The 14,184-nt window shown below is 33.7% G+C and carries 13 protein-coding genes; 3 read left to right on the plus strand and 10 right to left on the minus strand.

Going from position 1 to position 14,184, the window contains the following annotated elements; all coding sequences use genetic code 11:
• Positions 1 to 5: 5 nt before the first annotated feature.
• Genes V1468_RS14650 through V1468_RS14660 form a run of 3 tightly spaced genes read right to left on the minus strand, consistent with a single transcriptional unit; the run spans position 6 to position 3,759 of the window.
• Complete coding sequence (locus V1468_RS14650) at positions 6 to 2,303, minus strand: TonB-dependent receptor plug domain-containing protein (protein ID WP_331810955.1); 2,298 nt, start codon at positions 2,301 to 2,303, stop codon at positions 6 to 8.
• A complete protein-coding gene (locus tag V1468_RS14655) occupies positions 2,296 to 3,186 on the minus strand; it encodes a FecR family protein (protein WP_331810956.1) in 891 nt (296 codons plus the stop codon). Before V1468_RS14655 ends, V1468_RS14650 begins: the two co-directional genes overlap by 8 nt.
• A 57-nt stretch (positions 3,187 to 3,243) precedes the next feature.
• Positions 3,244 to 3,759, minus strand: a complete 516-nt coding sequence (locus V1468_RS14660; protein ID WP_331810957.1) for an RNA polymerase sigma factor — start codon at positions 3,757 to 3,759, stop codon at positions 3,244 to 3,246.
• 108 nt (positions 3,760 to 3,867) lie between these two features.
• Between V1468_RS14660 and V1468_RS14665 the strand changes: the two genes are divergently transcribed.
• From V1468_RS14665 to V1468_RS14675, 3 genes are all read left to right on the plus strand, one after another.
• A complete protein-coding gene (locus V1468_RS14665; protein ID WP_331810958.1) occupies positions 3,868 to 6,180 on the plus strand; it encodes a hypothetical protein in 2,313 nt (770 codons plus the stop codon).
• A 184-nt stretch (positions 6,181 to 6,364) separates the two neighbouring features.
• Positions 6,365 to 7,696 (plus strand): signal recognition particle protein, encoded by a 1,332-nt coding sequence (ffh, locus tag V1468_RS14670; RefSeq protein WP_331810959.1) that lies wholly within the window; start codon positions 6,365 to 6,367, stop codon positions 7,694 to 7,696.
• 116 nt (positions 7,697 to 7,812) lie between these two features.
• A complete protein-coding gene (locus tag V1468_RS14675) occupies positions 7,813 to 8,691 on the plus strand; it encodes a bifunctional 5,10-methylenetetrahydrofolate dehydrogenase/5,10-methenyltetrahydrofolate cyclohydrolase (protein ID WP_278006415.1) in 879 nt (292 codons plus the stop codon).
• 15 nt (positions 8,692 to 8,706) lie between these two features.
• Here the strand turns inward: V1468_RS14675 and V1468_RS14680 are convergent, their stop codons facing one another.
• From V1468_RS14680 to V1468_RS14710, 7 genes are all read right to left on the minus strand, one after another.
• Positions 8,707 to 9,126 (minus strand): VOC family protein, encoded by a 420-nt coding sequence (locus V1468_RS14680; RefSeq protein ID WP_331810960.1) that lies wholly within the window; start codon positions 9,124 to 9,126, stop codon positions 8,707 to 8,709.
• Between the two features lie 11 nt (positions 9,127 to 9,137).
• The gene (rluF, locus tag V1468_RS14685; RefSeq protein ID WP_331810993.1) at positions 9,138 to 9,902 is read right to left on the minus strand and encodes a 23S rRNA pseudouridine(2604) synthase RluF; all 765 of its coding nucleotides are present in this window, start codon (positions 9,900 to 9,902) and stop codon (positions 9,138 to 9,140) included.
• A gap of 71 nt (positions 9,903 to 9,973) precedes the next feature.
• Positions 9,974 to 10,648 (minus strand): acetolactate decarboxylase, encoded by a 675-nt coding sequence (locus V1468_RS14690; protein ID WP_331810961.1) that lies wholly within the window; start codon positions 10,646 to 10,648, stop codon positions 9,974 to 9,976.
• A gap of 9 nt (positions 10,649 to 10,657) precedes the next feature.
• Positions 10,658 to 11,485 carry an alpha/beta hydrolase gene (locus V1468_RS14695; RefSeq protein ID WP_331810962.1) on the minus strand — a complete coding sequence of 276 codons (828 nt, stop codon included), beginning with the start codon at positions 11,483 to 11,485 and terminating at the stop codon, positions 10,658 to 10,660.
• Position 11,486: 1 nt separating this feature from the next.
• Positions 11,487 to 11,861, minus strand: a complete 375-nt coding sequence (locus tag V1468_RS14700) for a cupin domain-containing protein (protein WP_331810963.1) — start codon at positions 11,859 to 11,861, stop codon at positions 11,487 to 11,489.
• A 42-nt stretch (positions 11,862 to 11,903) separates the two neighbouring features.
• Positions 11,904 to 12,461, minus strand: a complete 558-nt coding sequence (locus V1468_RS14705; RefSeq protein ID WP_331810964.1) for a hypothetical protein — start codon at positions 12,459 to 12,461, stop codon at positions 11,904 to 11,906.
• A 113-nt stretch (positions 12,462 to 12,574) separates the two neighbouring features.
• Entirely contained in the window at positions 12,575 to 14,113 is a 1,539-nt protein-coding gene (locus tag V1468_RS14710; RefSeq protein WP_331810965.1) for a helicase HerA-like domain-containing protein, read from the minus strand.
• Positions 14,114 to 14,184: the final 71 nt, after the last annotated feature.

Consider the following 14,184-nt stretch of genomic DNA (forward strand, 5'->3'; position numbering starts at 1 on the left):
GTAATTTAAAAGTTAACTCTAAAACTTAGATTGGGTGTAAATTTTAAAGACCGATTATCGATTTCAATAATGTTATCATCAGAGTCTAAAGTGTAATAGCGGTTCAAAATGTTATTCTGATTAAACATATTCCAAATTGAAGCACCAGCTTCAGCTTTTATGCCTTTAGAAAGTTGAAATTTATAAATAGCCGATAAGTCTGCTCTAAAATAATCCGATAATCTAGAGCTGTTAGGGTTTTGATATTCAATGGTAGAGTTGCTATGGTCTTGATTGTCTAAAGGTTTTGTGTAAGCTCTACCAGAATGCCAATTTAGACCTAAGCCTATTTTAAAATTATTAAGACTATAGGTTAGTGAAGCATTGGCAACATGTGTTAAATCTAACGAACTGGTAAAAGAGCTGCCTTCGTTTATAGTGCTAAATTTATAGTCATTGTTACTTAAAGTATAGCTCAGCCATGTGCTAAAATTGCTAAAGCGTTTGTTGATTAAGAAATCCAATCCAGTAACAGTATATGCTCCTATGTCGTTTATAAACTGAAACTGATTTTGAAACCCTTGACTTTGTGCAGTAATGCCTTCTACATTTTTATAATAACCTTCGAGTGAGATAAACAAATTATTCTGGTTGTAACTTAAACCTAATGAAATTTGCTGACTCTTAACAAGTGGTACACTCTCTAAATTAGAAAGTTGCCATCGTCGTTTTTCAATACCAAAAAAGTCTTGTTGTAAATCTATAACCTGAGAAATTGTCTGACTTTTTAATTCTCCTAAAACTTCAAGCCTTATGTGGTCAGAAATTTTCTGATTAAAAGCAAATCTTGGTTCTAATACGAGTTCTTTTAGTTTTTCAAAATAACTAATACGCGCTCCTAATCGAATGTATGTGTTATGGGATTTTGAATAGCGCTCAGTTTCACCAAAAATAGCATGAGTTCTAATAATCTCTTTTACTAAGCTGGTAAAATCTGGGTTAGATACATCTTCAAAATTAGTAACACCAACTTCATTAAACTGGTAGCCTCCTCTAACTTCAATATCATTATCTATGGCTTTTTTTATGTCAAAGCGCAACCCATAATCTTCTACTTTGTTTTCTTGAATGAGTAATTGGTTATTGGTAATGTCGTTATTTTGAGCATCCAAATCATAATTAGAATAATACATCTGCGCTGAGGTTTTTATATCATTCTCAAAGGTTTTGTAGTGAGTAGCGCTTGCTCCAAAACTTACTTGATTGAGAGCACTTTTGGTCTCTTGTATATTGTTGTTAGAATCTGCAAAAACCTGATTGTAGTCTAAGCTATTGTATATGTTAAGTAGGCTTATTCTAAGTTTAGAAGTATCATTAATGTCGTATAGAAATTTGGCATTAGCATCATAAAATAAAAAGCGTTCATCTAGTGCTAATAGAGAGTTAACGTTATTGGCAGTATTAAGCTCAGAGTCTCTAAAGATTCTATCAAAGTATGCATCATAAGTTTTTGAAACCAAAATGTCAGTAAAAGAGCGTCTTAAAGACAGTTGTATTTCTGTTTTTTTACTCAGAGGGACTTTAGCATAACCATCAAGACTGAGTAAGTTGGTGCCAATGCCTGCACTAAATTTATTGTCTAATTCATCAGTGTTTTTAATAGAAATAATACCTGAAACTCCATTGCCAAAGAGTGCGCTTGTACCATTTTTAGAAATACGTATATCATCAGATAAATATGGATTAAATGCAGAAATTAAACCAAAAAAGTGACCAGACTGATACATTCTTATGCCTTCATAAAGAATGAGATTTTCGTCGTTAGTGCCTCCTCTAATGTTTATGTTAGAGATACGCTCGTCCACACTTACTACACCTGGTAAATTTTGCACAATCTGTAAAACATCTGGCTCTATAAGACCTGGTAGAATGTCAAAGGCGTTTGCATCTACTGTTACAGTTCCGTTGTTTGTTTTAGATATACCTTTGGATAAGTAATTATTTACAACAACTTCTTCTAGTCTGTGAACGGTTTTATCGCTCGGTGTTATGGCTATAAAACGACGACTTAAAACTTCAAAATTAAGATTTGTGGTTATTTTTAGTTGTTCTAAAGCTTCTTCAAGAGTGAGATTTTCCTTCAAAGGATAAAGCTCAATATTCAGAATAGTTTTGGTTTCAAAAGAAAACTTTACTTCATAGCGTTTTTCTAAGGTTTCTAGTATTTGAACGAGTTGTTGTGGTTCCTCTTTTTGGCTAAATGCAAGATTAGAGAAGTTGAAAATTAATAGAAATAAAACAACTCGATGTAAAAGTTTATTCACGCTTTAATACAATAGAAGTTCCAGACTTACTATAGCTTAAATTTAATGGTATTGTTACAGATTGCAATGCTAAATCTAGATTTTTATGCGAAAAACCACCTGTGTATAGTCTATTTGCATCAGCTTTATCTATAACTATTTTTATGTCGTAATAATTTTCTAACTCCTTAATAACGTGTTTAAGAGGTGTGTTTGTGAAGTTGCTTTCACTACGCAACCAAGCAGGTTGCGTAGTGGATTCTTTTTCTTTAGCAAATAACTTCCCATCTATTATTTTTATACCGTTTCCTGGTTTTAATTCTGTGTAATTGTCTTTTGTTTTAACACCTACAAGTCCTTCGTAGCATATAACTTCAAAGTAACCATCACGTTGTTTTACGTTAAATTGTGTTCCTAAAACACTCACAACACCGTTGTCTGTGATTACATCAAACTTCTTGCCTTTAGCAACTTTAAAAAATGCTTCGCCGTTAAGCTTCACCTCACGTTTATCATTCCAATGGTTTTCGTTAAAAACCAAATTAGAGTTTGCGTTGAGAATTACTTCTGAAGTATCAGGTAAGTCTATAGTTGTTTGCGATGCAATTTCGGTATTAAAAGAACTGTCTAATGTTGTTGTGTAATAATAAGCACTAACGCATATAGCCAATATAGCAGCAACTTTAAGCAGTGGTTTGTGCCAAGTTTGTGTAGTTTTCTTTTTTAGATTAGGTTGTAATGCTTTGTAATTTTTTTCCACAGAGAACTCTGGAGACTTAAAAGAGTGTAAAGCATTGTTAAGCTGCATTAAATCTTTATAGTCCTCTAACCGCTCAAAAGCTTTTTGCTCTTCTGAGTTAAGGCTATGGTCTAGCCATTTTTGTATGAGTTCTTCTCTTGTCATAATTGCATTTCAGTAATAGAACAGTTAAGCTCTAAAAATTCCTACCCACAATTTATTTTATAATTCATCAATATCTTCTCGTAGCTTTTTTAAAGCTCCGTAAATACGTTTTTCAACAGCCTTGGTTGAGATGTCTAAAAGCACTGCAATTTCTTTGAATTTTTTACCTTCAACTCTGTTCATTAAAAATGCAACACGTTGTGCTTCTGTTAATTTAGAAAGTGCTTTTTGTAGTTTTTGATGATACTCTTTCTCTTGTAAAACAAACTCAGGAGTCTCATTAGTTGATTTTTTTTGAGGTAATTTCTCATATTTTAAAACCACTTTACGATGAGCAACAGCATTTAGCATTAGGTTGTTGGCTGTTGTAAATAAAAAACTTTTGGCTTTGTCCGGAGAAACTTTTCCGCAGTTTTGCCAAAGTTTTATAAACGCTTCTTGTACTTTATCACTAGGATTTAAGTGATCTCCAAACTTGTAATATAAAAAATCATGCAGATTCTTTGAGTGTTTTTTGTACAAACGCTCAAACAACTGTTCTTCGCAAATATGATTTTTTATTGGTTGGCTCATAATTATTGAGACGCAAAGTATAAATAAATTTTCTAATCAAGAGGTAGGAGATTTAAAAGAGTAGTTGTTCTATAATAAAAAAATCTATAATAAAAAAAACTAAGTGTTATGAAATTTAAATTCAGTCATTTATTTGTTTACGTCTTTGTTGCGCTTTTGACCTTTACTGCTTGTCAAGATGAAGCAATAGATATCAATAATCCGGCAGAACAAGAAATGATTCAGCCTAACACTCCATTGGCAAATTTCATGGGTAATGTTACCGCAAACTATGCCGATTATGATAATTTTTTAGATGAGTCTAGTTGTTTTTCAGTAGAGTTACCAGTGACGATTGTAATGGGAGATGTTACCATTGTTGTTGAAACTTTAGATGATTTAGAAGACCTTGAGGATTTATTTGAACAATATGAAAATGAAGATGATTTCTTTGATTTTGTGTTTCCTATTACAATTATTTTTAATAATTATTCTGAAGTAGTTATTGAAAATGAAGACCAATTAGAGGATTTTATTGAAGACTGTGAGCTAGAAGATGATGAGGTTATTGAATGTGTGGATTTTGTTTATCCAATTACGTTTTCCGTATTTAATGCAGATTTTAATATTGTAGATACGATTACTATAACTAGCGATGAGGCCTTATATAGTTTTCTTGAAGGCCTGGAGGAAGATGATAATGCACTGGTTGTAAGTATTAACTATCCTGTGTCGCTTGTTTACGCAAACGGAAATACAATAGAAGTGAACTCCAACCAGGAGTTGTCTGATGCAATAGAAGCAGCAGAAGATGATTGCGATGACAGTTCTGATGACTGTGACATAAATTTAGATGAACTCGAAAATTTATTGTTAGAGTGTGGCTTTGAAGCTGAATTTTATAATGAAGCAGGTGAGCTAGAAAACACGTTACAGTTGCATTTTGACGAATCTGGTTCTGTAACAATTACAGGAGATTCAACGGTAGTTGAAACAGGAGATTGGGAGGTTATAGAAACAGATTTGGGTTATAAACTTGTTATTGAAGGTTTAGAGACTTTTGGCATAGCTAATGGGTTATGGTTATTAACAGATTGTGATGACGATGATGAAGACCTAGAGTTTAAAAAGGAAACAGACAATGGCTTTGTAACAATGAAGTTAGAGTTAGATTGTGAAGGAAGCTTAGATTGCGACGCTCAGGAAGTAGCTTTAAATCTTAAAGAATGTGAATGGTGGATAGGTACAGATTTATTGAGCCCTAACTATAATGGACCTCTGAATTTCCAAGAAGGCGGAGCAGTAATAGTAGGAAGTAATTCAGGAAACGAAGTAACAGGTACTTGGGAGGTGCTTCTTGGTAATACAGGAGTATTCTTAGTTTTAGACTTACCAGGAGACTATCAGGTGCTTTCTCTAGATTGGAGATTCGTAGAATGCGAAGACGACAGATTAGAGTTGGTATCAGATAATAATGAGTTAGTGCTAGAGCAAAGTTGTGATGTTGAGTCAGATTGTAACCAGTCAGACGTAAGCGAGTATCTAATGTCTTGCTATATAGTGCCTACGATTAACGGCTATACATCTCCAATGACCTATTTTGAGTTTTCAGAAAACAATAGTCTCTTTACATTGTATCAAGGCGACATGCCTCATAATGGTACATGGGATATAAGCTCAGATGACAACGGTGTATTTATTTTCATAGATTTCCCTTCTTCTATAGACCAATACAATGGTCAATGGTATTTGCAAGACTGTGACGATGATGGGTTGGTGTTTAATCAAGGAGATAATATCTTAATTCTAGCCTGTGATGAGAATGTAAGTGGTGCTTTCGATTGTTTTGAAGATAGAGAAGTTGTTATGTGCGACGATGATAATGATGGTTCTGTTGCTTTCGATTTAAATGCCATTTATGATTGCCCTGAAGATAATGTCACTTGGACATTTTATGAATCATTAATGGATGCAGAGGCAGAGACCAATGCACTGATATCACCTTTTGTTAATACAACAAATCCTCAAATAATTTATATGAGAGTTGGGTTAGCTGATAATCCTAGTGTTTCAGAAATATTCACTGTAGAACTAATTGTAGAAGATTGTTCAAACAGTTGTAGCGAAGAAGATGTAGATGGTTTCTTAGTAGAATGTATTTGGAATGCTGTAAACTATAATGGTAGTGATAACCTTCTAAATTGGAATTTCGATTTTGAACCTAATAGTCAAAATGTCATAATTTATAATAACGAAACTACAATTGATGCAACATGGACAACATCACAATCAGAAGATGGTGTAATAGTTACCTTCTCAAATGTAGCTGGGCCAAATATCCAGGCAATAACAGGTGAGTGGCTTGTTGTAGAATGTGAAGAAGATAGATTGCAATTGCATAGTGGAGACAATATTTTAGTCTTAGAACAAACATGTGAATAATATATAAAAGAACCGCTTAGTTAGTAATTTTAGTAAGTTTAAGTTGATGAAGAGAGTTGCCAACCGCTAGGCAGCTCTTTTCTTTTATGATATTCTGAAAGATATAAGTGTATAATTATAGATATGCCGTTCGTTTATCTCTTGTAAATTCTTAAATTTGCAACTTCTAAAAGAGATAAAGATTATGTTCAATAATTTAAGTGATAAGTTAGATAAAGCGTTACACGTATTAAAAGGACATGGCAGTATTACAGAAGTCAATGTTGCCGAAACTTTAAAAGAAGTAAGACGTGCGCTTTTAGATGCCGATGTTAACTTTAAAATTGCTAAACAATTTACCAATAAGGTTAAAGAAAAAGCACTTGGCCAAAATGTATTAACGACACTTCAACCAGGTCAGTTAATGGTTAAAATCGTAAAAGATGAGTTAACCGAACTTATGGGAGGTGATGCAGAAGGTATTAACCTTTCTGGCAATCCAAGTGTAATTTTAATGTCTGGTTTGCAAGGTTCTGGTAAAACTACTTTTTCTGGTAAGCTTGCTAACTATCTTAAAAATAAAAAAACAAAGAAACCTTTATTAGTAGCTTGTGATGTTTACCGTCCTGCAGCGATAGATCAGCTTCACGTTGTTGGAGATCAAATCAATGTTGAGGTTTATAGTGATAAAGGAAATACGGATCCAGTTGCTATTGCACAAGCAGGTATTGCCCATGCAAAAGCTAATGGTCATAATGTGGTAATTATAGATACAGCTGGTCGTTTGGCTGTAGATGAAGCTATGATGACCGAGATTTCTAACATTCACAAAGCTATTCAACCACAAGAAACCTTATTTGTGGTAGATTCTATGACAGGTCAGGATGCTGTAAATACAGCAAAAGCCTTCAATGATATATTAAATTTTGATGGTGTTATCCTAACCAAATTAGATGGTGATACACGTGGTGGTGCCGCAATTTCAATTAAGTCTGTTGTAAACAAGCCAATTAAATTTATTGGTACAGGTGAGAAGATGGAAGCTATAGATGTGTTCTATCCATCACGTATGGCAGATCGTATTTTGGGAATGGGAGACGTTGTATCTCTTGTAGAACGTGCTCAAGAACAATTTGATGAAGAGGAAGCGCGTAAACTTCAAAAGAAAATTGCCAAGAATCAATTCGGATTTGATGATTTCTTAAAACAGATTCAACAAATCAAGAAGATGGGTAATATGAAGGATTTAATTGGTATGATTCCTGGAGCAGGAAAGATGATGAAAGGTATTGATATCGATGATGATGCTTTTAAAGGAATTGAAGCTATTATCCACTCTATGACACCAGCGGAACGTGCTAACCCTTCAATTATAAATGCAAGTAGAAAGAAGAGAATTGGTAAGGGTTCTGGTACATCTGTACAAGAAGTTAATCAGTTGCTAAAACAATTTACTCAAATGAGTAAGATGATGAAAATGATGCAAGGCGGTGGCGGAAAACGCATGATGCAGATGATGAAAAACATGCCGAGATAGTTGGCAGTAAACAGTATAATGTAAGTAGTCACTTCGAGCGTAGTCGAGAAGTTATAAATAAATATATTTTCAATTAGCTTTTGCGCCTTTGCGTCTTAGCAAGAAAACAACAACAAATGACCATACTAGACGGAAGAAAAACCAGTAACGACATTAAAAACGAAATAAAGGCTGAAGTTGATAAAATGAAAGCTAATGGCGAAAAGGTGCCACACCTAGCCGCTGTAATTGTTGGTAATGATGGAGCAAGTTTAACCTACGTTGGAAGTAAAGTAAGAGCTTGCGAACGTGTTGGTTTTGAGTCTACAATGGTACGTCTTCCTAATACAACTAGCGAGATTGAATTGTTAGATAAAATTGAAGAGCTTAACAATAATGACGATATAGATGGTTTCATAATTCAGTTGCCATTACCACCACAAATCAATACTCAAAAAGTATTAATGGCTGTAAATCCAGATAAGGATGTAGATGGTTTTCACCCTACAAACTTTGGTAAAATGTCATTGGATATGTCAACTTTTATTCCTGCTACACCATTTGGTATTTTAGAGCTTATAGACCGTTATGGAGTTGAGACTAAAGGGAAACATACAGTTGTTATTGGTCGTTCTCATATAGTTGGTCGCCCAATGAGTATTTTAATGGGACGTAAAGGTTTCCCAGGAAACTCAACAGTAACTTTAACGCATAGTCATACTAAAAATATTACCCAGATTACTTCTCAGGCAGATATTGTTATTTCAGCATTAGGTATTCCTAACTTTTTAAAAGCAGAAATGGTAAAAGACGATGCTGTAATTATAGATGTTGGTATAACGCGTGTGCCAGATGATTCTGAAAAAGGCTATCACATTACAGGAGATGTTGACTTTGAAAATGTAAGTAAAAAAGCAAGTTTTATAACACCTGTTCCTGGTGGAGTAGGACCAATGACAATTGCTATGCTTTTAAAGAATACATTGTTAGCTAGAGAGCAACATAGAAAGAAATAAATAAAACTCTATTTGTTATTTTGCAAATAGTTGATTTAAATCCTTAAAGGCTTTAAACTCTAAAGCATTACCAGAAGGGTCTTTAAAGAACATTGTAGCTTGCTCACCAACTTGTCCTTCAAAACGAATGTAAGGTTCTATGATGAAATTTATGTTTTTGCTTTTTAACAAATCAGCAAAATCATAAAAATCTTCCCAAGGTAAAACAACACCAAAATGCGGAACAGGCACATCTTTTCCATCAACAGAATTGGTATGCGTGTCTTCTTCAGTTTTTGGTTTATAATGAATTACTAACTGATGACCAAAAAAGTTGTAATCTACCCAATGATCGCTACTTCTTCCTTCTTCAAGATTTAGAGTGTTGGTGTAAAAATCTCTGCATACATCTACATCGTCAACAGGAATTGCTAAGTGAAAAGGAGATAAATTCATGCCTTGTAAAATTAATGTCTTCTGTTTCTGCGTTGTTGGTTGGGTTGAAACGTTTTCTTAGAATCTCCAATTAAATCGGTCAATGTTTTAAACTCTTCTTTAGTGAGTTCTCGATATTTTCCTATTGGTATGTCTAGTTCAATATTCATAATTCTAACACGCTTTAAGGTCTGTACTTCGTAGTTAAGATACTCACACATACGACGAATTTGTCTGTTAAGACCTTGGGTTAAAATAATACTAAAGGTGTATTTGTCTATTTTTTTTACCTTACACTTTTTGGTGCGTTGTTTTAATTCTTCAATATAAATACCACCTGCCATCCGTTGAATAAATGTTTGTGAAATAGGCTTATCAACAGTAACTACATATTCCTTTTCGTGATTGTTACTGGCACGTAGAATCTTGTTGACGATATCGCCATCGTCTGTTAGCAAAATCAATCCTTCACTTGGTTTATCTAGTCTTCCAATAGGAAAAATTCGTCTTGGGTAATTAATAAAGTCAATAATATTATCTTTCTCAACACGAGTATCTGTAGTACAAACGATACCAACAGGTTTATTAAATGCTAGATAGACAAAATCTTTTTTGCGTTCGCCAATGATTTCACCATCAACTTTAACCACATCATCAGAAGCAACTTTAGTGCCCATTTCTGGAATAGCATCATTAATGGTAACTCTACCTGCATCGATTAATCGATCGGCTTCACGACGAGAGCAATAACCAGCTTCACTTAGGTATTTGTTAAGACGTTTTAAATCATCAGACATAGTGCAAAAATACAATAAAGTCTTTTAGGACTTTGGTAATAATAATGACATTTCATTAAAAACAACATCGTCTAGATGACCCATTTTGTCTTGTCTTTAGAGATAAGATGCATGTGCAAAAAGGAATCATGATGAGTAAAAATACCTTGATGTTCGGTAGAGAAAAAACCAATAATTTCTACATCTTCACTTTCTAATTGATAGTTAATCTGTCCTTGGTGAGCTTCTTTAGGCGAAGAAACTTTAGTGCCTTTTGGTAAATTTTGAATATGAATTGTTGCCTTTGAGATATTGCCATCTAATTTAAAAGTGAATGGCCTCTTTTTGTCTTTTGTCTCGCTATCGATAAACGTTTCTAAATCTTTTATAGATGTTACAGAACTCGGTAATTTGACTGCATTCCATTCATTAACATTGGCATAAACAAAAAATGGGGCTTCAGCGTCTGCTATTTCATTTACAGCCATTGTAGAATCTGTAAGAACTCTTGAAACATAAGTTTTTCCGTTATTAATTACTATTTCGCCACGCAGATAAGCTTCTGGACCAAGACCATAAAGTCCATTTTTAGGTTTTATAGTGTCAAGCTTTATTTTGCTAAAAAGTTCACCTTTCCACATTACATCTTTCATAGCAGCTATACTAACAACATCTGTATATGTCTTGCTTTGCTGTTTTTCCTTGTTTGATTTGCAACTAAAACAAAGAAGAATTAAAAAGATGTAAGCTAGTTTTTTGTTTATCATAATCAAGAATTAACCATTTATAAATTCAATAATTTTTGGCGTTAAGGATTCATCTTTTAATCCGTGACCAAAACCATTGGTTTCTATAAACTTAGAGTTTTTGTAGCGATTGGCAAAAAGTTGTCCGTCTTCAAAAGGAATAATTCTGTCTTTTTTATCGTGAATGATTAAGCCTTCAGCTTCAATAGTTTTGGTGAAGTTGGCTGCCGAAAAATAATCTACAGGTTTGCCAAAGCGTTCAATAACAATATTGTCCAGGCCTTTAGAAATACGATTGTTGTAACCCATCATAGATTTGTATCTGGAAAAAACACCTGTAAAATGAGCTGGTGCTCCCAATAAAACCAACTTTTTAACTGAAGATAGTTGGTAGTTGTGCATAAAGAATACTGTTGCCATACCACCAACCGAGTGACCGATAACAATTTCAGGTTGATACTTTTTTGCAACTATATTTATAAATTCTGAATATAAAATAGCGTTACATTGTTTCCCGTCTGAGCGACCATGTGCAGGTGCATCTAATGCTATGATGTTGTAACTTTGAGCTTTTAAATCGTTGAGAATATAACTCCATCTAGAAGCGTTGCTTTCCCAACCGTGTGCCAACAAAACAGTCTTTCCATTTCCTTTCCAACGATAAACTGCAATACTTTGCCCTTGGTAAGACAGTTCTTCAAACAAAGCAGAATCAATTATTTTTGTTTGTGCTTCTGTGTAGCGACCTTTACGTGGCGATGCAAATAAGTTTAAAGCCTTCTTAGAGGCATATTTTGAAGAAATTAAACTGGTGGCATTAAGTGCGTTGCCTATAGATTTTATAACAAAACTACTCATGCTATTCGTTTTCTCTGTTTACGGCTTCTATTGAAAATGCAGGAAGGCAAATAGCAATGTATTCACAAGGCTCATCAAAAGGATTAGAATATTGAAGTCTTGTGTTTTTTTCTACTTTAATAGATTGTCCTGCTTCTAAAGTAATGGTTTCATCTTCAATGATAAATTGCTTTTTTCCTTTTAAGATAAAAGTGTATTCATCAAATTCTGGTGTTTGAAAAGGTTCACTCCATCCAGGAGGCGCTACCATATGTGCTATACTTATTTCAGAATTACCATCACTAGCTTTTCCAAAATGTTCTTTTATTATTTTTCCATCGTCAGTTGGGACTATGAATGGTGAGTTTTGAATTGTATATTTTTTCTTTTTGCTCATTTGTGCTTTACTGCTTACTGTGACTGGTGACTGAAAACTGAATTACCAATGAACCATAAAATATTTAATCTTGGCTTTTTCTGGTATTTGTATGGCATCTATGGTTGCGTCCATATTAAACCTTAAACTACTTGGTAGTTCTTTTTTGTCAATACTAAAAGCGGTGTTTATTTCATTAATTGAAATTTTAACTGTATTTATAAGATTATCAATTTTTGAAATTCTGTAATTATCCTTAATATCCTTAAAAGTACTAAGTATTGAAATGTCTTTTTCAGTTCTATAGCGTTCGTCATTAATACGTACATTTGAAATTACAGATGTAGAATCTAGTGCTTCTTTAGGATACAGGTCTAAAAGCTTCTTGCCACTTTTGTCAAATATTTCAATAACATTTATAGAACCAGCAAATTCATCACCAGAAACATATCTTACGATTGAATCATTTTTAAAAATGGTGTCTAATTCTCTAACTGTTGTAGAGTCCGTTAGCAATCCTATATTATACTTTTTTACTAAAAAAGGATCCACTGGTTTGTCATTAGAACAGCTTGTAATAAGTAAGGTTATAATTAAAATTATAAAAATTGATTTCTTCATTTATTTAAATTTTTCAAAAGCTTATGATTTTGTTATTCAATTATTTGGTTAGATAATGGTCATTATTAGCCAAATGCCCATTATGGGCTTTCGTGTTTTAGATTTAGGGTTAGTTATTTTAGCATTTTGGTTAGGATTCCTAATACACTTCTAATTACTGTTGGGCTAGAAAGTACTTTTACAATTGGGTTTTGTCTTGTGCTTCGTCTTCTGCTAGAACTTGCTTTGTGTTTGCTTTCGGCTTTTTTTAGCGCTTCTTTTTCTTCTTCCGCTTTACGTTTTGCTTCTTCCGCTTCAGCTTGCTTTATTTTTTCGTTTAGCATTTCATATGCACTTTCTCTATCAATCTCTTTATTATATTTTTTGGCTAATTGAGATTGAGCGAGCAAGCTGCTAAGTTCAGATTCTGTTAATATATCCATGCGACTCATAGGTGCACGCATCATTGTAGCTGCTAGAGGAGTTGGTTTTCCCTTTTCGTCTAAAGCGGATACTAAAGCTTCACCAATTCCTAAGGAAGTCAGCACATCTGCAGTATCATAATATTCTGTGTCTGGATAGTTTTGTGCCGTAAGTTTTATCGCTTTTCGGTCTTTTGCGGTAAACGCACGTAAAGCATGTTGAACTTTTAATCCTAATTGTCCAAGCACAGCTTCAGGAACATCAGTAGGATTTTGAGTTACAAAATACAAGCCAACCCCTTTACTACGGATAAGTTTTACAATACTTTCAATTTGGTTTAATAACGCATCAGAAGCTTCATTAAAAATCAAATGTGCTTCATCTATAAACATTACAAGTTCTGGTCTTCCACTATCTCCTTGTTCTGGGAATGTAGAATAAATTTCTGCTAAAAGACTCAACATAAACGTTGAAAACAACTTCGGTTTGTCTTGTATATCAGTAAGTCTTATTATGTTTATATAGCCACGACCATTCTCGTCAATACGCAATAAGTCTTGTGTGTCAAAAGAGGTTTCCCCAAAGAATAAATCACCACCTTGCTGTTCAATTTCAATAATTTTTCTCAGAATAGCTCCTGTAGAAGCTGTTGAAATTCTACCATAAGCTTCCTGAAATTCTTCTTTACCTTCATTAGTAGCATATTGTAAAATCTTCTTAAAGTCTTTTAGGTCTAAAAGCGGTAGTTTATTGTCATCACAATATTTAAAAATTACAGAAATGATTCCGGCTTGTGTTTCGGTAACACCTAGTATTCTCGAGATTAGAACAGGGCCAAACTCACTAATCGTTGCCCTAAGTCTAACACCATCTTGCTCAGATAGAGTTAAAATCTCAACAGGAAAAGATTTAGGATCAAACGGAAGTCCTATTTTTTCATGACGTTCATCAATTTTGGCATGTCCTGGACTTGGTTTTGCCAAACCACTTAAATCTCCTTTAATGTCCATCAGTAAAACAGGAACACCTTTTTCAGAAAGGTTTTCAGCCAACACCTGAAGTGTTTTTGTTTTTCCTGTTCCTGTGGCTCCGGCAATAAGACCGTGTCGGTTCATTGTTTTTAGAGGCACATTAACAAAAGCATTAGTTTTGGTTTCTCCATCTAACATTGCAGCTCCTAGGGTAATATAATCTCCTTTAAAAGTGTTGCCTGTATTAATGTCTTGTATGAATTTTTCAGAATTGCTCATTGATCAGAAAATTTGCATAAAAATAGTGTAATTTTAATCAAGTATAAAATAGAAATAACCGCAAGTATATT

The sequence above is a fragment of the Winogradskyella poriferorum genome, assembly GCF_036553625.1.
Taxonomy (GTDB): Bacteria; Bacteroidota; Bacteroidia; order Flavobacteriales; family Flavobacteriaceae; genus Winogradskyella; species Winogradskyella poriferorum.